The sequence below is a fragment of the Paenibacillus agaridevorans genome (assembly GCF_018604145.1).
GTDB classification, from domain to species: domain Bacteria; phylum Bacillota; class Bacilli; order Paenibacillales; family Paenibacillaceae; genus Pristimantibacillus; species Pristimantibacillus agaridevorans.
The window spans coordinates 199,511-223,838 of sequence record NZ_CP075889.1 but is presented as its reverse complement, the minus strand read 5'-3'; the positions used below and the strand labels follow the sequence as shown (position 1 = coordinate 223,838).

The following is a 24,328-nucleotide window of genomic DNA, read 5'->3' as shown; positions in this document are numbered from 1 at the left end:
ATTCTCTATTTTTTTGTGCTGTACCAGTCGTTGATCGCTTTTATTACGTCGCTGCCTCCGGACGAATCCCATTTGCTGAGGAACTTGTCGAAGTTCTCGACCTTCTCGCCGCTGAGCAGCACCTGCAGGAAGAAGTCGTTCTCCATTTGAGTCAGGCTCGGCAAGTTTTTGCCGACGGCTTCGATTGGCGGCATAAACGCGATCGGATTGACTTTCGCATATTTGTCGAAATCCTTATTTATAGCATTAAAAGCTTCGAACAAAGTCGGCGTCCGGCGAAGACGCGCCAGCCACATTTCCGCATACTCGACTTCACGAATGCCGTTGAGGAAGAAGTACGCGCTGCCTCGTTTTTCCGTAAAAATCGGCATGATCGGGCTATATACTTCGTTCTCCTCGTTAAACGTAACACCCTTTTCGCCCAACGTCAGAAACGTGAAGTTGTCTTTCTCCATCTTCATGTCCATAAACTTGATCGCTTCTTCGGCATTTTTAGAGGACTTCGGAATCGCATGCACATAGATCAGCTTGTCGGCCATTTCCACGCCGGCCGATCCGTCAGGTCCCTGCAAAGGCGAGATGTAACCCATTTTGCCATCTGGCACGTTCGTTTTAAATGCATCGTTCATATTCGAGGCCAGATTCCAGTCGCCCGAGATCATCGCTGCCTGACCGCTGATGAACTTCTCCTGGGCTTGGGCCGATTTATTGATCGGCCAGTCTTTATCGACCAAACCTTCGTCGAACAGTTTCTTCATGAAGGCAAAATACTCTTCCATTGCCGGGTGCTTAATTCGCGGCAGCAATTGTCCGTCCACTTCGGACCACGCCGTATAGATGCCGTACGCGCTCCAGACCATAGGGACGTTCATTCCGTTCCCCGTAAGCGGAATCATGTCCGGCTTCTTTGCTTTGATCGTTTTCAGCGTTTCGTAGAACTCGTCAAGCGTTTCCGGCGTTTTCAAACCAAGCTCATCCAGCACATCCTGCCGAACGATCATCGTCTGCTCGATGTTGGCGCGTTCGTTTTTCTGCGGAATGCCGTACAACTCTCCGTTGTATCTGCCAAGCTCCCAGGAAGATTCCGAGATTCCTTCCTTCAGGTTCGCTCCGTGTTGGTCGACCAAATCTCCGATCGGCTGAAGCGCGCCTTGGGCGACCAGCGTATAAAACTGCGGCGGGTTTAACGTGAGAATGTCGTAGTTCGCGCCGGATGCAACCTCGATATTAAGCTTTTCCTCCGGATTATCCTTAGGCAAAAGCGTATAGTTGATCTTATACCCCGTCGTTGCTTCGATGTCTTTGGCGACAGGATCGTTGTTCGGGTCGAAACCGACGTTAAAAGCAAGAACCTCCAGTTTCGGCTTCGCTCCTCCGGTTTCCGCCGAAGGCGAAGACGATGGGCTCGTTCCGCCCTGACCGGTTTCCTGCCCCGTTCCCCCCGAGCATCCAGCAAGCACGGTTAATGCCGCGATCCCGGCAATTGCTGTTTTCATCCATTTCATGCGATTGGATAACATAGATGATTAGCCTCCCTTTTTGTAGCCCCTGTTTTTTATAGTAAGGCACTTTGCCTCAAAACCTAACCTTTAACCGATCCGAGCGTCATCCCAGTCACAAAATAACGCTGCAGAAATGGATATACCAATAATATAGGCACTATCGAGGAAATAACGGTCGCAGCGCGAAAACCTTCGGGCGCCATGCTGAGCCTGACCGTATCCGGCTGTTCCTGCAACAGCTCCTCCGTGTTCGCAATCGTTTCGTACAAAAACAGCTGAAGCGGCTTCAAATCGACCGAGCTGATATAAATCAGCGGGTGAAAATAATTGTTCCAGTAGCCGACAGCATAGAAAATGCCTAGAGTCGCGATGACCGGCAACGATATCGGCAGCACGATCGATCGCAAGATTCGCAAGTTCGTCGCTCCATCGATCTTGGCGGATTCTTCGATACTTTCCGGAATGCCCTCGAAAAACGTTTTGCAGACGAACAGGTTAAACGGCACGACGAGCAGCGGAACGATCATGGCCCAGATCGTATTGAGCAGTCCCAGCTCCTTCATCAGGATGTAACCCGGAATGATACCGCCATAAAACAGCATGCTGAATACGTACAGCAGCAAAATCGGCTTGCGACCCTTGAATTCGGGCTTGGATAGCGGATAGGCTGCCAATATCGTAATTGTCAGGCTGAGCGCCGTGCCAATGATCGTTACGAGCAAAGTCACCTGCAGCGCTTCGAAAAACCGGGTATGCGCAAACACGAAACGGAACGCTTCGAGATGCATGCCGATCGGGTAAAACGTAATTTTATTCCCCATGACGGACGCTTGATCGCTGAACGACTTCGCAAGCACGTGCAGGAAGGGCAATAGACAGATGAGCCCGACAACGACGATCAGCACATTGTTGACGGCGTCGAACCATCGGTCCGATCGGTTGCGAATAGAATTCATGAAATGGTTCTCCCTTCTCCCGTCCCCGGGCTACCAGATGCTTTTCCCCAGAAACCGTTTGCTGGCCTGGTTGCTGGAGTACACCAGTATGAATGCGATAACCGATTCGAATAAGCCAAGGGCCGTCGACAGGCTGAAATCCATCTTACCGAGTCCGATCCGGTAAACAAACGTTTGGATAATGTCCGCGACATCGTACACCGCCGGATTGTACATGACCAGAACCTGCTCGAATCCGGCGTTTAAAATTTGTCCCAATCGCAAAACCAGGACGAGCATGATGACAGGCATAATGCCGGGAATCGTAATATGCCAGATTCGTTTAAAGCGGCCTGCCCCGTCTATGAGCGCCGCCTCCTGCTGCTGCGGGTCGATGGCCGTCATTGCCGCCAGAAACAGAATGGTGTTCCATCCGGTTTCCTTCCACCCTTCTGTAAAGACGAGCAGGGAACGAAACCATGACGAATCGGAGAAAAAGCTGATGCTTTGACCGCCGACGGCTTCGATCACTTTGTTGATCATGCCGTAGGAGCCGAACAAGGAATAGAACAGACCGAAAATAATGACCCACGACAGGAAATGCGGTAAATACACGATCGTCTGGACCCAGCGCTTCATCCAGCGGATTCTCAGTTCGTTTAGCGAGATTGCGACGAGAATCGGGATCGGAAACAGGAACACTAACTTGTACAAGCTGATGATCAGTGTATTGCTGATGACCCTCAGGAAAGCTTCGTCCTCAAAAATGCGGTTAAAGTGTTTCATGCCGACCCAAGGGCTTGCCATGATCGAATCGATGATGTTGTTGCCCGCAAACAGGTTAAAATCCTTGAAAGCCAGCGATAAGCCAAGCAATGGAACAAATTTGTACACGACCAGGAAAACCAGTCCCGGCAAGCACATCAGATAAAGATCGTAATTCATCCGGAAATAGCGCCAAAATCGTTGGCCGTCCGGCTTGCGGCGGCCTGCCGCCATCGAAGGCGGAAGTGGTCCCGTCACTGCTTCGGACTCCTTCATCTTCTACCATCCTCTCCGTCAGACTTTACACCATTTTATGATTCGCCTTACAATGGGGTTGAGTGATTTCCCCTTGAACAAATTGTAACGGCTAACCTCGATCGGTTATAGAGGAGCGGATTACGATTTTACGGTGCTACTGTATAGTTTTAACTCGTTCGGGAGGAATGATGACATGTACAAGCTCTTTATCGTGGACGATGAAAGCTCCGTTCGCTCCGGTCTGCGGGAATGCGTCGATTGGTCTGCCTTCGGATTGGAAGTGGCCGGGGAAGCCGAAGACGGGGAGATGGCATTGCGGGCGATCCGCGAAACAAAGGGCGTCCGCATCGTATTGACAGACGTGCGGATGCCGCATTTGGACGGAATCGGGCTGGCCGAACGGCTCGCTGAAGAAGGCCATCCGGCGAAGTTCGTGTTCATTAGCGGTTACGGCGATCTGGACTATTTAAAGAAGGCGATACGGCTTGAGGCCGTCGATTACTTATTGAAGCCCGTGCGTCTGGGCGAGCTGACCGAGCTGCTTCGGCGACTCGTCGACAAGCTGGATGCGGAAGAAGAAGAAATCAGGACGCTGAACGGGCTGCATATGAAGCTGAACCAAAGCATCCCGCTTCTGCGGGAACGGCATCTGGCCGCTCTCGTCCTGGACGGGGCCAAGGATTTGGAGGCGTTAAGGAACAAATTCGAGTTTCTTGGCATACGGCTGCCCGTTTCTCCATTCCGACTTGGCGTCTTCGCCATCCGTATAGACGATTACGGCAAAGTAATCGGAGCGCTGCCGGAGAAAGAACGACAGTTGCAAGCGTTTGCCCTTTTAAACATCATCGAGGATGTGTTGAACGAGCGTTATCCAGGACATGCGTTCGAGGTACGGACCGGGGAGTACGCCGGCATCGTCCACTTCGCCTCGGATGACGAAGAAGACGGCTTCTTTGCGTTGATACAGCGAGTCAAAGAACAGATCAACCGGCTGTTAAAGCTTGAAGTGACGATCGGAGTAGGACCGGCGGCGGAACGTTGGGAGGAACTGCCACACGCCTATGGTGAGGCCGCACGGGCTTCGGAGCATAAATGGTATGTCGGGAAAAACCAGATTATCTCGATGGACGGACTCATCTACAATCCCTCAACCGGTACCAACGGGGGAGGCGAGGAGCTCGAACCGAAAGAAATTGCCGCATTGTTAAAGGGATCCGACCGGGATGCCCTGCGTCTGGCGGCAGAAAGAGCGTTCGAAGGCGGCGAGGAAACAAACGCCATCTTCCGGACCCGGATTGCAGGGGCTCAGCTTCTGGCGGTGTGCGCCGAATTGCGGCGGGAGATGAACCTGCCCGCCGAAAGTCTGGAGGACGGCGAGCTCCGGTTATGGCAGGCGATCGTATCGGCGGAGACGGTAGCCGAGCTTCGCGAAGAAGCCGTTCGTCATTTAAATCTGGCCTATGCGGAAATATCGGACAAGCGCAAAAATAAAACGCACAACGTCGTGGCGCAAATTTGCCGTTATATCGAAGAGCATTATGCGGAAGACTTGACGAACGCCCAAATAGCCGCTTCCGTATACTTGACCACGACCTATGTCTGCCTGCTGTTTAAACAGGAGACGGGGAGAACGCTTAACGAATACATCATCGAGACGCGGATTGCCGCCGCCAAGGCGCTGTTGGCCGATCCGGCCAACAAACTGTATGATGTTTGTTATGCGGTCGGCTACAAAGATCCGGGATATTTCGGAAAGTTGTTCAAGAAGCAAACCGGTTACACGCCCGGCGAATTCCGGGAGCGGGGACTATGAACGGCTGGAGATGGCTAAAGGGATATTTGCGGGCCTATTCCGGAGCGAGCATCACAAAAAAAGCGATAGCGATCTACATCGTCGTCGTCCTGGTCCCTGGTTGCCTGCTGTTTCTTCTCTATTTTCAACAGACATCCGGCATCATCGAACGGGAAATGAGCGATTCGATGCTGCAGACGTTAAATCAAGCCGAGTACAATATCTCCAACGGCCTGGATAACGTCGCGAGCGTCTCCGACAGCGTAATCGCCAATCAGGGGATCGCTCAGTATCTTAGCGGTTCCACAAAACCGGCATACGAACAGTTCGAGGACTTCCAGGAGCTCGAGAAACTGCTTGTCAGCTTGGAACGAAATCGCGGCATTCACCGAATTCGCCTGTTCGTCGACCCGAGACTGACGTATTCGAGGGAAGACATTCATTTCTTTTCGTTGCAAGACCTGGATCGCGAAGCCGCCTGGTACCGAAACATGATTTCGCGCAACGGAGGCAATTATTGGCGCGGGACCTATCTTCAACCTTATCTCGGGGAGTCGGATGCCAAAGTTATATCAGCCGTGCGCATGCTTCACGATCCGCTTCATTACGAGTCGGTTATCGGCGTGCTGTCGGTTGACGTCAAAGTGAGTATGATTCAGGAGATTTTAAGTCGGGTGTCCTTGTCGTCCTCTCAAGAAGTGTTTGTCGTGGACGACGATCGCCGACTTGTCTCGCATCAGGATGCCGCCAGGCTAGGACAGCCCGCCGACCTGACCGCAGCCCAGATGGAACAGTTAGCGAAATCGAAGGAAGGCAGCTTCCGGGACGACCAAGGAACAACCTCCTTCCTCTATCGCCGGATTCCGAACACGGATTGGTCGATCGTCGCCAAGCTGCCGACTTCCGAGCTTTCCGGCAAAAGCGTCGTCCTGACAAAAGTGTCAGCGGTTTTGTTGCTCGGTATCGGCTCCATCGTCTTTATCTTTTTCCTGGTGCTTGCGTTCGCGGCGGCTGCCGAAAGCCTGGCCAAGCGGGTTCGGGACATGAACCGTACCCTCAAAGCCGAAGGCTCCGCGCATTTCGACGGCAGCCTGCCAAAGCCGAAAGGCGATTTGCGGCAGCTCGAAAGCGCGATTTCGCGCATGGTGCAAACCGTGCATGACCTGACGGCGGAGTCTTACCGCTCCAAGCTGCACGAACGGGATGCCCAGCTTAAGGCGCTTCAGGCGCAAGTCGATCCGCATTTTTTGTACAATACGCTGGACAGCATGAACTGGATGGCCATTCGCCGGGGAGCCGATGAGATCAGCGACTTGATCGAGGCTCTATCCACCTACTTCCGGCTAAGCCTTAACAAGGGCAGCGATGTGGTTACGCTCGCCGAAGAGCTTCAATTGATTCGATCCTATATGCACATTCATAACACTCGGGATGACAGCGGCATTGAGCTCTTCTGCGAAGTCGAAGAGACGTTGCTGTCCTGTCGGCTTCCAAAGCTAACCTTGCAGCCGATTGTAGAGAACGCGGTTCTGCACGGCATCCATATGAAACGGCCGAAGCGGGGGACCATCGACATATCCGCGAAACTCGAAGGACCCTGGCTAACGATCGAGATACGGGATGACGGCGTCGGCATGACTCCCGAACGTCTCGCGCAGCTTCTCGAACCTCCATCTCCAGACAACAAAGTCGAAAGCTACGGACTCTATAACGTGCACGAGCGCCTTCGCTTATTTTCCCGCGATAACGGCGCCGGAGTCACCCTGACCTCGAAGCCGGGTAGCGGGACGAATGTGTTGCTAAAAATCAAAATCTAGACGTTACCATTCCGCCACGCTGCCGTCTTGATGGCGCCAGATCGGATTTTTCCAGTCATGCCCGATTTCCGCCATCTTCCGTACATGCGCCTCGTTGATTTCGATGCCAAGCCCCGGACCGTCCGGGATCGAGACGCATCCGTCCACATACTCGAATACGGACGAGTCGACGACATAATCCAGCAAATCATTGCCTTGGTTATAATGAATCCCCAGGCTCTGCTCCTGAATAAACGCGTTATGGCTAGTCGCGTCCACTTGCAAGCAAGCAGCCAGCGCGATTGGTCCGAGCGGACAATGCGGCGCAAGGGCAACGTCGTAAGCTTCCGCCATGCTCGCGATTTTCTTGCATTCTGTTATGCCGCCTGCGTGCGACAAGTCCGGTTGGATAATATCGACGTAGCCGTCCGCGAGCAGCTTCTTGAAATCCCAACGCGAGAACATCCTCTCGCCGGTCGCGATCGGGATATGCGTAACGGCCGCAATGTCCCGAAGCGCCTCGTTGTTCTCTGGAAGCATGGGCTCTTCGAGGAACATCGGGCGGAAAGGCTCCAGCTCCTTCGCCAAAATTTTTGCCATCGGTTTATGGACGCGGCCATGGAAATCGATCCCGATGCCCAAATAAGGGCCGACAGCCTCCCTGACCGCAGCCACTCTCTCCAGAACTTGATCGATCTTGAGATAGGAATCGATATATTGCAATTCCTCCGTCGCGTTCATCTTAACGGCTGTAAAACCTTGGGACTGCGCGCGCAATGCGGCTTGCCCGACATCGGAAGGACGGTCCCCGCCGATCCAGGAGTAGACCTTCATGCGATCACGACAGGCTCCTCCCATCAGCTGATAGATCGGGGCTTGGTGAAATTTCCCCTTGATATCCCACAGCGCTTGGTCGATCCCCGCGATGGCGCTCATGAGCACGGGACCGCCCCGATAAAATCCTCCTCTGTACATCGCTTGCCAGTGATCTTCGATGGCGAGGGGATCCTTGCCGATCAGATACCCGCTCAATTCTTCGACCGCTGCTTTTACCGCGCGAGCTCTGCCTTCAACGATCGGTTCTCCCCAACCGACAATCCCTTCATCCGTATCGATCTTTAGAAACAACCATCTCGGCGGAACGATGAATAACTCCATGCCCGTGATTTTCAAGCTCCTCATCCTTTCGATTGTATGGTATTGATCATATCTTGAATATGGGCTTTCATTAACGCTCGCGCTTGCTCCGCATCCCGCTCCTGTATCGCGATCGCGATCAGCCGGTGATAGCTGACGGCTTTATCCCGCATATGGGGCAGCTTGTCCGTCTCCCTCCTTCCCTGCGCCGACAGGTCTGCCACGACGGACAGCATCTGTGCAAGCAACGGATTGTCGGCGCCTTCGGCGATCTCTTGGTGAAACTGAACATCCGTAGCGAAGTGATCCTCTCCCCGCCCGATCTGGTCTTCCATCAGATCCGCCAATTCGCGGATGGACCGGACCTGGGCCCCGGACGATCGTTTGGCGCAATACGCCGCCAGTTCAGGTTCGATCGCGAGACGTGCTTCCAGCAGCTCAAGCAGTGAACGGGTTTCCATCCCTCTGATCGGAGCCACGGGATCATCGAGCAGTCCAGGATCGTTGCAGGCAAAAATCCCTCTGCCATGCTCGATGCTGACAATCCTGCGACTCTCAAGAAGGCGCAGCGCCTCGCGTACGGCCGTCAGGCTGAGCTTGTATTGCGACGCCAATTCTTGCATCGTCGGCAAACGTTCCCCGGGCTTCCATTCTCCGGAGCGGATTCGCTCTTGCAATTGCTCTAGTATCTCTTCATGAGCCAGCTTTTTCATAAGTGCCTCGCAATCCTAGCTTTCATTAATGATATGATCTTTCTTTTTATAAGATATTATCTATTTGGCGATTTGTCAAAGATAAAAAAAGCCACCATAAAAGTCACCATAAAAGAGGATCCATGTCGCACAACGACACAGATCCCCTTCCGCTACAATTTCATTTATTCAGTTGCTGTCGCAACAGCGATATCGCCCGCAAACGGATGTTCCGGCGCGACATCGGTCCAAGGCAGCTTAATCGGTTCGGCTGCCGGAATACGTCCCGTCACCCGGTTAAGTATAGCTATCGTCTCGGCTCTCGTAATGGATTGGTCCGGACGGAAGCTGTCATCGCCGTAGCCGTTCCACCAGCCTGCAGCATGTCCTGCTTCAATCGCTGATTGTGCCCAATGTCCATTGGTATCCGCGAACAATTGCACAGGGATCGCAGGAAGGGAAAGATTCTTCCAGCGCGACAGGATCGTCGCCAGCTCCGCCCTCGTTACAGCTTGATCCGGTCTAAAGGTGTCGTCCGGATAACCATGGAATAATCCTTTGGCAGCCCAACGCCCGATCGCGCTCTTGGCCCAGTGGCTTCCGACATCCTTCCACAGCGCCGAACTTTGAGTATCCCCTTCTGCTGTATCGCCCTTTGGATCCGTGCCCGCCAAGCGGTCCAGCAGCACAGCCAACTCCGCCCTTGCGAGGTTGTTATCCGGACGGAAAGTGCCGTCCGCGTAACCGTTAATATAAGCGTCCGGCTTGTGCGGAAGAGCAACGACCGTAAAGGTGCTGAATTTGTCGACCATGATTTGCACGCCAGCCGATTGGCCGGATTCATCATAGACAAGGGTGCCCCGCTGGAACGCAACGTCGCCATCGTTGTGCTCGATATATACGCCTAGTCCCGCTTCCAGCTTCGTATATTGAAGCCGTTCCTGGGCGTTACGCGGCAGCAAGGTCAGGACGATCGGTTCGCCGCTGAAATTGGTTTCTACAACCAGAGGATCAGAATGCCACAAAGGTTCACTACCGCCCAATTCAGAACGGACTACCGGCGAGGAGGACATCCGGCTTATCGCAGCTTCGTGCGCGGCAGCATCCAAATCCGCAATATGAATAGCCAAAGGCTCCTTATGCTCTGCCAGACCTGCCATTGCCTCCAGAGGAATAGTCAGGCTCCAGCCCGGTCCAAGCAGCTCCAGCGTTAAGCCGGCAGTTTTCAGCCGCGCCAATGCTCCCGGAGCAATTTGCAGCTCCCATCCAGCGGCTTGCCCTTCGCTCTCCCGCTCGCTTACAGCAACTGTCATGCCGCGCAGAGCGGAATTAGACTCGGCCGCTTTGTTTAAGGCATGGCGGACAGCTTCTTCCTTAATGTCAACCTTGCCGATTACGTTTCCATCCTTTTCCGTAAAAGTCACATGAGGCGTAGCTTGAATAAGTCCCTCTGCCACTTTAACATCCGCGAATGATATCGGAATTACGACGCTGCCCCCGGAATAATCGGATCCTGCGCTTTGCCGTACAACCTCGACGGTATAATGTTGTTCGGTGCCGTCCTGCGCGGTCACATCTATTCGTATCGCCGGATTTTCTCCCAGCTCTAACGGAATTTCTTGCGATGGGGTTCCGCTTAACACCGTTTCGCCATTAACCTCGATGACGGCGTGCTTATTCGTTGCGACAGGCGTAACCGCAATCCGATCAACGCCGCTTACAACCGCCTTATATGCCGGCAGCTCGGGATCGAATGGCGAATCAAGGCTGCCGCTGCTTAGCGCAAGCTTAGAGAGCGTTGCGTCCGAAGATGGATTCACCAGCACGTACGGCTGATTGTCGGCATGCTCGCGCGAGTGAAACTGGACCAAAGCCCCGGAGGAATTCGGAATATCGTTAATAATGAAACGAACGGTTACTTTCTGATCGCTGCCGGTCCCCATTCTGCTCTGGACGAATGAGGCGATGTCGAACGAATACCAGCCGGCGTTCTGCACCTCCATCGTACCCAGCGCTTGGGGCGTTTGCAGCGGCCTGTTGTTGAACACAATCGTATTTTCATTCCAGCTGCTGTTGGGATAACCGATGACATCGATTTTCACTTTTTTGGGAAGCGTTTCAGCTAAATAGACATGCACGTCCGCCGATTGTACGGGCTGCGTATATCCGGTCAAATCGAATTTCAAGTAGGCAAGCTGATCTCCGCCGCCATCCGCATTCAGGATATCCATAACGTTCAAGTATTCCGAAGCGCCATAATTGGTTGATGGATGATTTTGATGCACATGCGCATCCTCGACGGCAACGAATACATTGTCCACCGATGCTTCCGACCGCTGTACGGTGATCGTATAGCTGTCCATAGCCGCATTAGGCGCAGTCGTTTGCACAACGATAATGGTATCTTCTTCTCCCAGCGATATAGGCGGGGATGCGGCGCCGCTTGCAACCGGAACCCCGTTTACCAGAATCGCGGTGCCCGCTTCCTCCGCGGTCGGGGTAATACGAATCGATGTTGTTTCGGCGTCTACCTGCAAGTTGTAGTGAGACTGATCCGGCGCGAATCCCTCCGACAGTTCTCCGTCGCTTACGGCCAAGCTCTGAAGGCGAACGCGCGGATACACATTGGCTGCTCGCGGCATGTCGTAGGCTTGCGCCCAGTAATAGCCGCTTGCGGTGACGCGTCTTGGCATAAAGCCTGCCAGATGGTTTTCGCCAATCGTTTCCGAAGTGAAGGATACGGAAGAACCGCCCGTCTGTCCCGATACATAGCGGCCTCCGGCATAAGTAAATCTCCCCTCGACATTGGCCGCGATGGGCACACCGGTCGCGTAATCGGAGATTGCGATAGCGGCTGACACCGCAGTCCCCGACCGTTCCACCTTCATCGAGGACACGATCATCGGCTTGAGCTCCGTATGCCGGGTTGTTGCCACCGCTTGCTCCGATGCAGGACCTACATTGCCTCGCAAGTCTACGGCAGCCACTTTATAATAGTAGGTCGTATCCGGCAGCAGGCCCGTATCTTTATAGGACAATGATCTGGCCGTGCCGATGGCTTGTTCGGCGCCTGCCGTGAAATTGGGCACTGTACTGCGGTATATGACATAATTTTCGATCTCCGAATTATCGTAAGCCCGACCATAGGACAACGTTACGGTCTGATAATCAACAGCCTGCGCGGAGGCTTGGCGACTGACAACAGAGGGAGGCTCAGAGTCGTCAGACGGCATCCATAACACCCCGTCCGGCCCCCAATGCGAAGGCAGCCATCGGATGGAATCATAATGGTGCATGGCAATTCCTCCGAAAGCGGGATTGCCGCCAAAGGCCGCGTGCACCTTGTCGAGCTCGGACTCCATATAGGCTCTGCCTTCTTCGCGGAAGGTGATCGTCTCCGGATCTCCGCTATTGGCAATGTCGAGCGTCTCAACGCCGATTACGACCGAATTCGGCTTGCCGATCGCGTTGGCATAATCGATTTCCCCTTGCGCTTGCTCAATCAGCCCGACGGAGCCTTCCGCCTGGTCTCGATAGTTCATAATCGAAATATAGTCCACCATATCCTGAATATGCTCGGAGAGCCATTTGGTTTCCCCGTTGAATGTTATATCCTTTGCGCGGTCCGATGTGTCGTACCATCTCGGAATCGCGGGTCCGAACGATAGATTTAATCCGGATGCATCGCGCCTCTCAATCATTTTTTCGACCAGCTCCAAATACTCCACCTGCAAAAACTTGCTTACATCCGCAAAATCCGGCGAAATATAAGGTTCGATATCTACATTGACTCCAACAAAACGTTCGGTTGGATCGGAAGACAAATTATAGTTCAGCACCTGCTCGAAGTGCCCGATCGCTACGTCATGAAACGCTCTATAAGCCCCCATATAAGGCGGTGACGTTCCTCCCGCGATGCAGGCCTGCACCTCAAAGCCATGCTCGTGCGCCCATGCGATAAAATCGCGCAGCAAATCCGGTCTGTCTTCCATCACATCCATGCCGGCAAACGGGCCAACCGCAAAATACAACACCTTCACGGGCTCGGATTGAAAGGTATCCGTATCCTTGGCCATCTCCAGCAGTACGTTTCTGGAGCCGGGATTCAGCAGCATATTATACGACGCGGCTTCCCAAATCCACATCGCTCTGTCCTGACTGTTAACGCTTACAGTTTCAAATATGCCAGACCCAATCTGCGCATAAGTCGTTAAGCTTCTGCCCGCTGCCCCATGTTCGTTAAAGGCCCGAGCCTCCAGGCTCACGATTCTATCGGATAAGCTATCCGTATTCCAGTTCAACGTATAATGCCCGTTATTCTGCCCCGCCTCCTGCCACGGTCCGCCATTGATGCGTACCTCCACCCGACTAATGCCAGCCGTCGATTGGACTTCTACCTCTATCGGCACGACGCCGCTTAGCGAAGTCCCTTCCTGCGGGCTTGCAATTGTTACAAGCGGCGCTTCCGATGCGGCATTGCTAACGTTAATGTGCATATCCGGGCTCCATATGCCGTATCGGGTCGACGTATCGAGCCCCCGCGCCCTCAACTGTACCATTCCGCTATAACCGGTTGTATCCAAATCATAATGCCAGGTGCCGGAATCGGTGCCGGTTGGATCGTATGTAAGAGCGTCCACCTGTCTTGTACCATTAATGAACAGCTTAATATCATAAAGCCCTGCATAAGTACCCGATATTCTAACCGTACCGCTGTTTACCGTTGCGCCGTTCTCCGGTGAATCAATCGTGATTGCCACCGCCGCGCTTGCCTTCTGCGGCTCTTGCAACAGCCCGGAAAGCGCCATCGTCCAGACGAGAATTGCAGCGACCAGCATTTTCGCTTGTTTCCTATACCTAATACCAACCATGCGAATAACCCCTCCCTGTTATTGTTATCATCGCTGAGCATAACAGAGTCCGGGTGCATGTAATATGAGCATTATTGCGGGTTTATCCTCCTTTCATGCCGCACCTGACGTAATGCGTATAAATCCTATGAAATGAATATCCTTTATGCTTCATTCGGCGCTACAGCAACAGCCGAGCTCAATAAAGCATAAATGTAGACCAGGATGGGAACTGAGCGACGTTATTTTCGCCAAATCAACGGTTTGGGTACCCTTAACGGAACTGTGCGTTCTTATTCCCACCCAATCGCGCTCCATCCCCCTTATTATCAACCAATAAAGTCTCTTGGTTCCGTTAGCCCTGCCTTTACCCCTCCATTCGCCGAGTTAAGGTCTCTGAGTTCCATTGTTGCTATCGCTCACGTTAGCACAACTTAGCGACTATGACTGATCTCGCGCTCCACCCCGGAATTTTATCAATTCTATTATTATGAGAAAAACGCCTATCGAGTCCTTCGAGGATGAGCGACCGCGTTTAGAGGAAGTTTTATCGCCAAATAGAATCTCAGATTTCCGAAAAGCTCGGAAACTTATAAATTCTGGCGTGGTAACAAAAAAGCTCTTAAGATAGGCAGAACCTCATCCTAAGAGCTTTTAATGTTTAAAATCCCTCGCCGAGTATACAGCCGGATCTCCGACTGAACTCAGCGAATTCGAAGTTCGCCGAAGCTCACTCACTTCTGATCGGGAAATTTCATCGCTTTGTACTGTTGTGCAAACAAACCTCCGTTATAGCCGACTTCGCTTAATGGAATATCATGGATACGGATAAGCGCCCCGCCCCGTTCCGCAGACAGCTTGGCAGCAATTGCTGCCATTTCCGCTTCTGCCAGCTCATCGAGCGAGATCGGCGATGGCGCTTCCCCTGCCATGTAAGGCAGAGCGTTTTCCAATATGGCTTGATATAAGCGATTATTGTCCACCTTTATAAACTCGACTTGTTTTTGCGTCGTTATCGAGGCGTAAAAAGGCAAGTAACCAGATGTCTTCCCGATGCTCACCATTGCGCGCCTGCCGTCTTTCCAAGCCAGCTCGATCTGTTGCTGTGCGGTCTCCCCCACGTATCTGGCCGATTCGATCCCCGCTCCCATAAGACCATGAAGCATGGCATAAGCATGAATACCGTAGTTAAATTCATCTACCGCGCAGCCGACAAGTCCATACACCCATTCTTCCGTTCCAATGCCTCTTTCTCTCCACTCTTTCACTTCATTGCAATAGCGGAGCGCAGATCCGCCTGTAAGTATGGCGCCATCCTTGCCCCAATCGATGAGCTGCTGCAAGTCCCTGGGGTTACCGGCTAAAGGTTTGTCAATAAATACGGCTTTCCCCGCTTCTATAAAGGGCCTTGCGTGTTGGACATGCAAATCCCAATCGCAGCTGTGAATAAACACCGCATCTACCCGCTCGACCAGCTCTTCTATCGTTTCGCAAGCATGATCAATGCCATGCTCGCGAGCGAATGTCGCAGTATATCCAGGAGGATAGATCGTTCCGCTATCGAACACTCCTGTGACGTGATGCCCCATCTCGCGAACAATGGGAACAAAGCTGCCAGGATGTGATGTATCGAGGTCCACCAAACCGATTTTTAATGATTTCATTTCGTTTGCTCACCTCTGCCATATAATCGATTTTCGTATTCGGAGCCTATTTCAAGCGCCCCTCCCATCACATTAAAAAATGAATCGTCCAACGTAAAAAGTCCTTTATTAGGTGTAATCCATGACGCATCGGAATAGGGATGCCAGCTTTTCATCCGTTCCCAATTGCGGTAGTTCTGTTGTCCGTTCGCTTCTAACACGCCGATCTTTAATTCCGGAAGCGGAGGCAACTGAGCGGCCAACGTTTTGTTCCAATCCGCTAATACGGGATTAGCGGTTAGATCGGCACAGAAACAATGAATGCCTTTATCACGAGCTAGTTTAGCGATTTTTAAACTCATGCTCATCGTCTTAGCGATCGGCTTAAGCGCGATCGCCTTATATCCCATCTCAATCCTCAGTTGCGCATCATTTTCGTTATGGATGCTTTCGTCGGCTGCAAATCGAACGTGCAAATCCGATACATCGATAACATTCGTCTCGTTAAACGGCTCCTCAAGCAGTACTATGCTCTCCAGCGCGCCTAACCGATCGGCATGTTCCAGGAAACTTATCATGCGACCTTTCCCGTCATACCTGCCATTGGCATCCAAATAATAAGCGATTTTTCCATTCCGCGTGTATGGCGTATCGAAGCGAGAAGCAATGCGGTGGATCTGTGACAGCCTCTGTTTGTCCCATTCCAGCATTTTGGCAGGGTCCCCGTTTTGCTCGGGATCAGCGCCAATTTTAATTTTCAAAATAAAATAACCTTCTCCAAGAATCTGTTCAATCTTCTCTTCTGACAGGTTGTAAGACACAAGAGGGATGCACCCTAGTTGTTGCTGTCGAGCCGAAAGGGCAGAACGGTATGATTCAGGAACCAACTCCTGGAAGCCGCCTCCCGCGTCCTTGCCTTTGCTGTACAAGGACCAAGCCGCTTGATCCAAGGCAACAAGCGCATTCAGAGCAAAGGTCGCACGAAGATCATCTCTTCCAACACTTCGTTGCGCGAATGCATGCACTTCCGGAAATAATCGATCCATTAAATCGATTGGCGTATCAAATTCCGTGTGCTCCGCAAGCATCAATGCATATTGGGTCGCATTCGCCATCAAAGCGTTTCCGGTTTGCTCTCCATATTGCGAAAATACCCGGTCGTCGGACCATAAGACGCTTTGAACGCCTACTCCGATGCCGATGGCGCCGTCATGAGAACGAAGCCCTGCCACCGATTGCCATAACTCCGTCAAGTAGTCCCCTTTAAATCCGAAAGGCTCCAGCAAAGGTTCTTGGATCGATAGATGCTTGGATTCGGCGATTGTTATCATTTTTTATCCTCCAATCGATAAGCTCTCCCCGTCAATACGACCTTCCCTATCCTTGGTTAATCCTCTCGCTTATGGACTCCTCGACTACGGCTTGAATCAGCTCCGGCTTGCCGCTTTCCAGCGAAGCAATCGCTTGCAAGATCATCAGCGTGGCGTATAAGCCGTCTACATGATTGATTGTCGCTTTGGCGTTTTCCTGCAAGCATTTTAGAAACGCTCGATTTTCTTCCATAAACCCGCTTTCCGTGCCTTGGAATACTTGCGGCTCTTTTCCTGCCTCGGTATAGGTCAAAGTAGTGAGACGATCGGATATGGTAATCGATTTGCCTTCTGCAAACATTTGCATAAAAAACTTGCTCGTTAATGGGGGACAATCGCTATCGCCCTGGATCAAACAGCCCGCCGCGCCGTTGTCGAATCGATAGACGGCCACCAGGTTGTCAACAACGCCGCTCGGTTGATAGTAGTTGCCGCCAGCCGCATATACCTCTACCGGATCGCCTCCTGCCATAAACCGCATAACATCGGTGGAGTGGCATCCTTGGCTGATGACGTTGCCTCCGCCTTTAACGGGATCATTGGGCCATATGCCGTCCCCCCATCTGCTGTCCATCATTTGCATGGTCACCATGATAGGATTAGGGATCAATTCTTTCGCCTTCCACAACATCTCGTAGTACCTCATCTTAAACGCCGTAAATAACGTTTTGCCTGTACGCTTTACCGTTTCTCCCACAGCCACGCATTCCTCTACCGTCATCGCCAGAGGTTTCTCTACGAGCACATGCTTGCCGCTCTCCATAGCACGGATGCAGTATTCGGCATGCGTATCATGCATGGTACACACGTACACAACGTCTATCGATGGATCATTAAACAGTTGATCGGGATCATCCGTCGCATAATCTGCGCCAAATTCCTCCATCAATTTTTCTGCGCTTGGCTTGTAAACGTCGAAACAGCCTGACAGCTTTATTCCCTCAAGCTCAGCGATACATTTGGCATGCGTTCGTCCCAAGTTGCCGCATCCGATCATTCCCACTTTAATCATCGTAATTCCTCCAATCGTTTTTAACTGCTGTATATATTCTTGAAATAAGATAAATAACTCCACATCTGATGTATAAACTGATGTATTTATCTAACAATAAAGTACAGGATTTAAGCTATTTCGTCAATCTATAATCGTATATTTTATATTACCACTAACGTTGATGTACGATAAGCGGTTTTTACGAACGATATACATCAGAGTGATGGTGAGTGAAACCAAACTAATATTCGCTTGTAAGAACATCACCATATAATCCACCCTTATCCCTAGTATTAGGAATAATCATTTTACTTCTACCAATAAACACATGTATAGTACAGTGAGATGCACAACATAACTAAACTTTATATTGTTGTAAGGAGCGATTCATGTGGAAAGAATGGTTGGAACCGTCGTTAGAGGACTACGTTGCCCTATCATAAATCAGGGGGACAATATAGAGGAAATCGTTGTAGAAAGTGTGGTGAAAGCTTCCGAAGCCGAAGGGTTCACAATAAATGATAAAGATATCGTTACCATTACCGAGTCCATTGTTGCTCGTGCGCAAGGCAATTATGCGACTATCGACAATATTGCCAAAGATGTTCGTTCAAAATTTGGAGAAGAGACTGTGGGGGTCATATTCCCGATCTTAAGCCGCAATCGATTTGCGAACTGTCTCAGCGGGATTGCAAAGGGCGCTAAGAAAATTGTTTTAATGCTAAGCTATCCATCTGATGAGGTTGGCAATCACTTAGTTGATATTGACATGCTTGATGAAAAGGGAGTTAATCCATGGACAGATGTTTTGACCGAAAAACAATTCCGCGATTATTTTGGATTTAATAAGCATACGTTTACCGGTGTTGATTATATCGATTATTATAAATCATTAGTTGAAGCATTTGGCGTGGAATGTGAGGTTATTTTCTCCAATAATCCAAAGACCATTTTGAAATACACCAAACATGTTCTAGCTTGTGATATACATACAAGATTCAGGACAAAGAGAATACTAAAAGCAAATGGCGGAGTCAACGTTTATAGCCTCGACAATATACTGTCTGAGTCTATCGATGGCAGCGGATATAACGAAGCTTATGGTTTGCTTGGCTCAAATAAATCGACAGAAAGCAGCGTGAAGCTTTTCCCGCGTAATTGCCAGCCTGTAGTTGATGCCATACAACAGAGGCTCAAAGCAGTAACTGGAAAAAACTTGGAAGTCATGGTTTATGGAGATGGCGCCTTCAAAGATCCCGTAGGCAAAATATGGGAGCTTGCTGATCCTGTTGTATCGCCCGCCTATACAGCAGGACTGGACGGAACCCCTAATGAAGTGAAGTTAAAATATCTTGCCGATAATCATTTTGCTGATCTACGAGGCCAGGAACTGAAAGATGCTATATCGCAATACATTAACAATAAAAATTCGGATCTTACAGGTTCAATGGAAGCGCAGGGCACTACACCTCGCAAGCTTACCGATCTTATTGGTTCCTTATCCGATTTAACTTCCGGAAGTGGAGATAAAGGTACGCCTATCGTCTTTATTCAAGGTTATTTCGATAACTATACGAAATAAATACATAGCGTTATTGAACAATCCCAAATAAAGAGGGTGTCCCAAAGCCATTCATTTGGCCAGGGCACCCTATCCTGTTTTTAACCCGATGCGGAGCTCACCTTACTTTGAGAACGAATAATCATAATAGGTCTCCGCGTTGCTTAAGCTTGCCCATACATCCTCGCTTTCACCGCCAATATACCAATAAGCTACCCCGGCTAATTTTTTGTCTACGGCCAGGCGATATTTGGTTATTAGGGAACGAGCATCCTCGAACCAGATCGTATGCTTCAAAGACTGCTTCATATAGCTAGCCACATATTGCCCCATTGCTTCATTCCATACGGGTTTAAGCGCGTAGGTATTGATCTTCCGATTTTGTTCGGTAAGGGTAATAAATTCGGAAGATGAAACGGTGCCATTCTCATTTAAGGTCCAATCCCGGTTATAGAAAGGGAAAGCGAGAATTACCTTTTCGCTAGGTACGACCTTAAGGAGTGTATCAATGGCATGTTCGTCATACGGCAACGAAGCATTCGAGCCTGGATATAAGCTTCCCCCATAATGCTCATCGTATCCCATCATCACGACATAATCCGCTTGTTCGCCAAGCGCGGCATAGTCGAATGCTTCCGTCCAATCCGTGCCAAGATCGGGAGACACATCAATGGAGAGCACTGCCCCAAGCGTATGCAGCTGCTCCGCTAAAGAAGTAATGAATGTCGTAAGTAATTCGCGATCCTTTGGGGCGACGTTTTCGAAATCAATATTAAGTCCTTCCAGGTCGTAACGCTTCACGATTTCCGATAATTGCTCAACAACTTTATTTCTTACTGTAGAATCAGACAACATAAGGTGGGTAGCCCATTGATCGGATCGATTGCCAACCATTGCCCAAATCTGCTTGTCATTCTGCTTCGCCCATGCAATAAGCTTCGTGTCAGTAGAATCGGACAAGTCACCTGTTTCCCCTACGAAATACCAGCGAGGTGATAGCGTGTTTACATTCGATTTCAAAATATGGCTCTGATATTGTTCCCTTGACTGGCCATACTGCCATCCGATAACGATTCTTTTTTCCGGCAACGCCTTAAGCTCCGCAGCCCAGCTCTTATTTTGTAACACTCGATCGATAAGCACGGCTGTTTCCTGTCTTGTTATGGGCTCCGAAGGTCTGAACTTCCCCTTATTATCTCCTTTCATTAATCCTGCTTTATGGACCGCCGCAACGGAGGCGCTTGCCCAGTCTGCAATTTCTTTACCATCCTTAAAAGTTGTACAGAGGCCAATCGAGCTTTCCCCGTTCTGTTTCAAAGCTCTTGCTACCCAAACTGCAGCCTCTTGCCTCGTTACCGCCCTCTTTGGAGCAAAGGATGTAGCCGTTATGCCATTAGCTAGTTCTAGTTGAACAGCAGCCTGTATCCAGCCATAATACCAATCGTCCAGCGCTACATCAGTAAAAGATGTTAGGGGACTTCCAACTGGATTAAGCCCCAACAAACGATCCAATACGGTAATAAATTCAGCTCTAGTAATGGACCTGGTAGGCGAAAAACTAGTTTTCGATGTACCTGTCATCATCTTTTTGTTAAATAAATTTATGATTTCATTTTGTGCGTAGCTAGTACTAATATCATCAAAAGGCAGAACTTTATTAGCTGTTGCTGCCTGAAATGCGCCGCTTGCTAAAAAAACGACAATAAATGTCGTTATTGCTAATCTACCCAGCATGGATTTTTTGGAATGCTCCTCTCCCTATCTCAATTCTCGAAGCATACCAAATATTAAGATCGTAGTCATCGCTAAAATAATGGCAAACAAGCGTTACGGTTGTTTGAAAACACTTTTGTTTCTTCCGGTATTTTTCGCTTCATATAAGTATTGGTCAGCCAATTCGAATAAATGAGCAAGATGAGTCGCGCTAGCCGGATAAGCTGCAATGCCGGCCGATATAGTAATGGTGTCACCACATGGACTCACGGTGCTTTCTACTAGCATTCGTAGCTTCTCGGCAACTTGATACGCTTCAGCGCCACTCCTGTCATGGAGAAGCAACACAAACTCCTCGCCGCCATAGCGGCAACAAATATCCTTTTCTCTTGATACTTCCTTCATTTTTTGAGCTAGAAATATCAAAACTTCGTCACCTTTAGAATGGCCATAGGTATCATTAACCCTCTTAAAATGATCAACATCTAATAGAATGACGGAAAATGCCACCCCATCCTCCGACCACTTCTGAGTTTGTTCATCTAATGTCCGTCGATTTGCAAGCTTCGTCAAGGGATCTGTTTTAGACTGGTAAGTAAAATAGTCGACTCTATCATGGAAAAAACCAAGACTATAGGTAAGGGCTTTTTTTAATTGTATGGCTTCATAATACCAAGTACTAACTTTTTGCATACTATTCTCTTGATTATTTTCCGTGCTTGACTCCGTAAAATGCGCTAGTTTTTGTAAGGGTTGAGCAATCAGCTTGGATATATATGAAAGAAGTATTAAAGAAATCAATAAATACGGAATTGATTTAACAATCATTCCATTCATCATGTCCGAGGTGGGGGCTAATGAAGCTGCCGCTGGCCGCTGAGATACAATCCCCCATCCAACAGATGGAACATAGGCATATCCTGCAAGCATATCAACGCCTTGTGTGTTTAAGACGCGGGCAACTCCGCTTTCTTTGTTCATAAGTTTCCGCACGACTGGGTTATGCGACACCAGCTCATTGATCCGATTTGGCATTTGATGATAAATAATACGACCGTCTTCGTCTACAACGTATACATAAGATCCATCATTGTAGAAGTGCTCCCCTAATATCATGTTCAAAATATTGGCTTCTTTTAAATACAAGCTGCCGCCAACTAAACCAAGATATTCCCCATCTTCATCTACGATCGGATGCGAGATGAAAATAATCAAACGCCCGGTTATGGATAAATAGGGCTTCGATATAAGCGGTCGCTTCCCTTTTAAAGCTTCCTGTCCGCCCGTAGAATCCAGAAGCTTCCCAACTACATCCAGCGTTTGCGGTGACGTCGCGAGAATTTCGCCGTCGGCAGCTACAATCACAACAGAGTTAAACGTGTTTGTTTGCTTTTTCAAACGATCAGCCTCTTGAAGAAGCTTCGTCTTGGAATAATGATCTCCTTTCATGTATGACGAAATGTCCTTGGAGCTTAGTTCCAAGGTTTGTAGAGTCATGTTAAAAAAAACATCCGTTGTATTGGCCAGTTTTTGTGCGTAAACCCGGTTAGTTTCCAGAGTGTTTTCGATAAGTGTTTGCTGGCTGATCCGATAACCCGATGAGATGCTGCTAAATAGAGTGAAAATCATGGAAAGCAGTGCCGCTGATAAAATTAAATACTTTAACGAGAGCTTCATGGATGTGACCTATCTCCTTTTTCATATCTAGAACAAATATATCATACTCACAGACGAAAAAGAGCCACTCCCCCGTATATTCCCCCCACCTCGATGTTGATGCACATTAAATAACATTTGTTGTATGATATACAGTAGATTGACGGAGATTGAGAACAAACTAAAGGATGATGAAAAATGAATCGCGATCAGCCCAAACCAGGACGGAAAAATTATCAGCTTCGACTGCAAAATATGATCGATCATTTGCGTTCCGATATATTAAACGGGGTGTACGCGCCCGGCGATTTGCTGCCCTCCGAGCTTAAGCTCACAAAACTATTTCAGCTAAGCAACAAGTCGGCTCGAAAAGGACTCGACGCTCTGGTTGAGGAAGGTTTGATCGTCAAAGTGGACCGGGTTGGCAGCCGAGTTACGGAGCAATTGCCTGGCTTCTTTCAGTCGATATCATTTGGCTACAGCTCTTCTATCGAGCGGGATTTTGCGCTGCCCTTGCTCATCGAAGACTTCCGCAAGCTGCATCCGACAATCCGGGTCAAGGCGCTGCCCTTGCAATCGGTGTCCAATTATTTGGGCACCGTCAAAGATTATATGAACAGCGGGCTGCTGGATGTGTGCACGATTAACAATCTCGACTTTCAGCATTTGGAGGAAAACGACGACATCGACATGCTGCAGCCTCTCGTTCCGCAAACCCATACATACCGTTTTACTCAGAGGGCCTTCACCCGGGGACAAACGCTTTTGGCTCAGCCTATCGTCTTTTCTCCGTTAGTGCTGGCCTATCATCGCACGCACTTCCAGGAAGCCAACGTGCCTGAACCCGACGGCAGCTGGACCTGGCAAGATATTATACAGCATGCCCATACGCTTGCTGTCCCTGGCCAGCGGCACGGTTTTTATTTCTATCTGCTGTCGGATAATCGCTGGCCCGTCTTTTTGCTGCAAAGCTGCATGGACTTTGCGATGAAACAGCCGGGCGCATTCCGTCTGCATGGCACTCCTCTGCTAGAAAGTATTCGGCTCTGCAAAGAATTGATTAATAATCGAGTGGTTTTCCCTCGTTATTTGTCCGAAAGCAACGACGATGTCAACGAGCTGTTCCTTCAAGGAAAGGTATCAATGATTTTGACCACCTATACGTCGCTAAACGATTTCAAAGATTTGGATATCCAGTATGATATCTCCCCCGTCCCTTATTTGTTCGAGCCGCGAACGCTTCTAAACGTCATTGGCGTGGCGGTAAACCGGAATTCCAAGCAACCTCAAGCCGCCGCCGCTTTCAGCGACTATCTGGCTTCGGCGCGGGCGCAGCGTATTTTGCGAAATCAAACCATCAGCCTGCCCGCGTTGAAGCCGGTCGCTGAGGAGACTTTGGAGGATGCCAACAGTCTAAATCGACCTTCGCGCTACGATTTGTTCCGCGAGACGATCTCCGCTTTTCGGATGAATCGGGATTTGAATTTGCCTTTACATTCGTTTTTCACTTTAAAAACGATTCTAAAGCAATATTGGTCCGAGTTCATTGACGAAGAGACGTTATGCCGTCAGGTCGAAGAGTTATTGAATTCGCCATCGGCAAAGGGGGGGGGCTATACGGAGGAATAAAATCGGAATCGCCGCAACAGCGGTGTTATTGCTGG

At 50.0% G+C, this 24,328-nt stretch carries 15 protein-coding genes; 4 read left to right on the top strand and 11 right to left on the bottom strand.

All coding sequences use genetic code 11. The features are described from left to right. Window positions 1–5: 5 nt before the first annotated feature. From KJW29_RS00905 to KJW29_RS00895, 3 genes are all read right to left on the bottom strand, one after another. Complete coding sequence (locus tag KJW29_RS00905) at window positions 6–1,520, bottom strand: extracellular solute-binding protein (protein ID WP_214628396.1); 1,515 nt, start codon at window positions 1,518–1,520, stop codon at window positions 6–8. 62 nt (window positions 1,521–1,582) lie between these two features. After that, window positions 1,583–2,458 carry a carbohydrate ABC transporter permease gene (locus tag KJW29_RS00900; RefSeq protein ID WP_187104413.1) on the bottom strand — a complete coding sequence of 292 codons (876 nt, stop codon included), beginning with the start codon at window positions 2,456–2,458 and terminating at the stop codon, window positions 1,583–1,585. A 30-nt stretch (window positions 2,459–2,488) separates the two neighbouring features. Continuing rightward, entirely contained in the window at window positions 2,489–3,478 is a 990-nt protein-coding gene (locus KJW29_RS00895) for an ABC transporter permease (RefSeq protein WP_246608528.1), read from the bottom strand. Between the two features lie 175 nt (window positions 3,479–3,653). Between KJW29_RS00895 and KJW29_RS00890 the strand changes: the two genes are divergently transcribed. Next, window positions 3,654–5,273, top strand: a complete 1,620-nt coding sequence (locus KJW29_RS00890) for a response regulator (protein WP_214628395.1) — start codon at window positions 3,654–3,656, stop codon at window positions 5,271–5,273. After that, complete coding sequence (locus KJW29_RS00885) at window positions 5,270–7,069, top strand: sensor histidine kinase (protein ID WP_214628394.1); 1,800 nt, start codon at window positions 5,270–5,272, stop codon at window positions 7,067–7,069. Before KJW29_RS00890 ends, KJW29_RS00885 begins: the two co-directional genes overlap by 4 nt. Window positions 7,070–7,072: 3 nt before the next feature. On the opposite strand, the gene dgoD is transcribed toward KJW29_RS00885, so the two are convergent. The 6 genes from dgoD to KJW29_RS00855 all read right to left on the bottom strand — a co-directional run bounded on the left by dgoD (window position 7,073) and on the right by KJW29_RS00855 (window position 17,752). Next, window positions 7,073–8,221 carry a galactonate dehydratase gene (gene dgoD / locus KJW29_RS00880; RefSeq protein ID WP_214628393.1) on the bottom strand — a complete coding sequence of 383 codons (1,149 nt, stop codon included), beginning with the start codon at window positions 8,219–8,221 and terminating at the stop codon, window positions 7,073–7,075. Window positions 8,222–8,226: 5 nt separating this feature from the next. Beyond that, complete coding sequence (locus KJW29_RS00875; RefSeq protein WP_214628392.1) at window positions 8,227–8,898, bottom strand: FadR/GntR family transcriptional regulator; 672 nt, start codon at window positions 8,896–8,898, stop codon at window positions 8,227–8,229. A 164-nt stretch (window positions 8,899–9,062) separates the two neighbouring features. Beyond that, a complete protein-coding gene (locus tag KJW29_RS00870; protein WP_214628391.1) occupies window positions 9,063–13,748 on the bottom strand; it encodes an S-layer homology domain-containing protein in 4,686 nt (1,561 codons plus the stop codon). A gap of 713 nt (window positions 13,749–14,461) precedes the next feature. After that, on the bottom strand, window positions 14,462–15,391 hold the full coding sequence (locus KJW29_RS00865) for a Gfo/Idh/MocA family protein (protein WP_214628390.1): 930 nt from the start codon (window positions 15,389–15,391) through the stop codon (window positions 14,462–14,464). After that, window positions 15,388–16,701, bottom strand: coding sequence for an enolase-like domain-containing protein (locus KJW29_RS00860; RefSeq protein ID WP_214628389.1), 1,314 nt, complete (start codon window positions 16,699–16,701; stop codon window positions 15,388–15,390). The genes KJW29_RS00865 and KJW29_RS00860 overlap by 4 nt, the downstream gene beginning before the upstream one ends. Window positions 16,702–16,747: 46 nt before the next feature. Then, on the bottom strand, window positions 16,748–17,752 hold the full coding sequence (locus KJW29_RS00855; RefSeq protein ID WP_214628388.1) for a Gfo/Idh/MocA family protein: 1,005 nt from the start codon (window positions 17,750–17,752) through the stop codon (window positions 16,748–16,750). 373 nt (window positions 17,753–18,125) lie between these two features. On the opposite strand from KJW29_RS00855, the gene KJW29_RS00850 reads away from it, so the two are divergent. Further along, window positions 18,126–19,316, top strand: coding sequence for a coenzyme F420-0:L-glutamate ligase (locus KJW29_RS00850; protein WP_214628387.1), 1,191 nt, complete (start codon window positions 18,126–18,128; stop codon window positions 19,314–19,316). 102 nt (window positions 19,317–19,418) lie between these two features. Here KJW29_RS00850 and KJW29_RS00845 read toward each other — a convergent pair whose 3' ends face one another. After that, the gene (locus KJW29_RS00845) at window positions 19,419–21,029 is read right to left on the bottom strand and encodes an S-layer homology domain-containing protein (RefSeq protein ID WP_214628386.1); all 1,611 of its coding nucleotides are present in this window, start codon (window positions 21,027–21,029) and stop codon (window positions 19,419–19,421) included. 93 nt (window positions 21,030–21,122) lie between these two features. Continuing rightward, a complete protein-coding gene (locus KJW29_RS00840) occupies window positions 21,123–22,685 on the bottom strand; it encodes a sensor domain-containing diguanylate cyclase (RefSeq protein WP_214628385.1) in 1,563 nt (520 codons plus the stop codon). 177 nt (window positions 22,686–22,862) lie between these two features. On the opposite strand from KJW29_RS00840, the gene KJW29_RS00835 reads away from it, so the two are divergent. Next, the gene (locus KJW29_RS00835) at window positions 22,863–24,293 is read left to right on the top strand and encodes an extracellular solute-binding protein (RefSeq protein ID WP_214628384.1); all 1,431 of its coding nucleotides are present in this window, start codon (window positions 22,863–22,865) and stop codon (window positions 24,291–24,293) included. Window positions 24,294–24,328 lie beyond the last annotated feature (35 nt).

What these genes read in the sequence shown, in the direction of transcription:
- KJW29_RS00855 (WP_214628388.1), bottom strand. Translation starts at nt 17,752, where the DNA reads ATGATTAAAGTGGGAATGATCGGATGCGGCAACTTGGGACGAACGCAT.
- KJW29_RS00870 (WP_214628391.1), bottom strand. Translation starts at nt 13,748, where the DNA reads ATGGTTGGTATTAGGTATAGGAAACAAGCGAAAATGCTGGTCGCTGCA.
- KJW29_RS00895 (WP_246608528.1), bottom strand. Translation starts at nt 3,478, where the DNA reads ATGAAGGAGTCCGAAGCAGTGACGGGACCACTTCCGCCTTCGATGGCG.
- KJW29_RS00865 (WP_214628390.1), bottom strand. Translation starts at nt 15,391, where the DNA reads ATGAAATCATTAAAAATCGGTTTGGTGGACCTCGATACATCACATCCT.
- KJW29_RS00835 (WP_214628384.1), top strand. Translation starts at nt 22,863, where the DNA reads ATGAATCGCGATCAGCCCAAACCAGGACGGAAAAATTATCAGCTTCGA.
- KJW29_RS00890 (WP_214628395.1), top strand. Translation starts at nt 3,654, where the DNA reads ATGTACAAGCTCTTTATCGTGGACGATGAAAGCTCCGTTCGCTCCGGT.
- KJW29_RS00845 (WP_214628386.1), bottom strand. Translation starts at nt 21,029, where the DNA reads ATGCTGGGTAGATTAGCAATAACGACATTTATTGTCGTTTTTTTAGCA.
- KJW29_RS00885 (WP_214628394.1), top strand. Translation starts at nt 5,270, where the DNA reads ATGAACGGCTGGAGATGGCTAAAGGGATATTTGCGGGCCTATTCCGGA.
- KJW29_RS00875 (WP_214628392.1), bottom strand. Translation starts at nt 8,898, where the DNA reads ATGAAAAAGCTGGCTCATGAAGAGATACTAGAGCAATTGCAAGAGCGA.
- KJW29_RS00840 (WP_214628385.1), bottom strand. Translation starts at nt 22,685, where the DNA reads ATGAAGCTCTCGTTAAAGTATTTAATTTTATCAGCGGCACTGCTTTCC.
- KJW29_RS00905 (WP_214628396.1), bottom strand. Translation starts at nt 1,520, where the DNA reads ATGTTATCCAATCGCATGAAATGGATGAAAACAGCAATTGCCGGGATC.
- KJW29_RS00860 (WP_214628389.1), bottom strand. Translation starts at nt 16,701, where the DNA reads ATGATAACAATCGCCGAATCCAAGCATCTATCGATCCAAGAACCTTTG.
- KJW29_RS00900 (WP_187104413.1), bottom strand. Translation starts at nt 2,458, where the DNA reads ATGAATTCTATTCGCAACCGATCGGACCGATGGTTCGACGCCGTCAAC.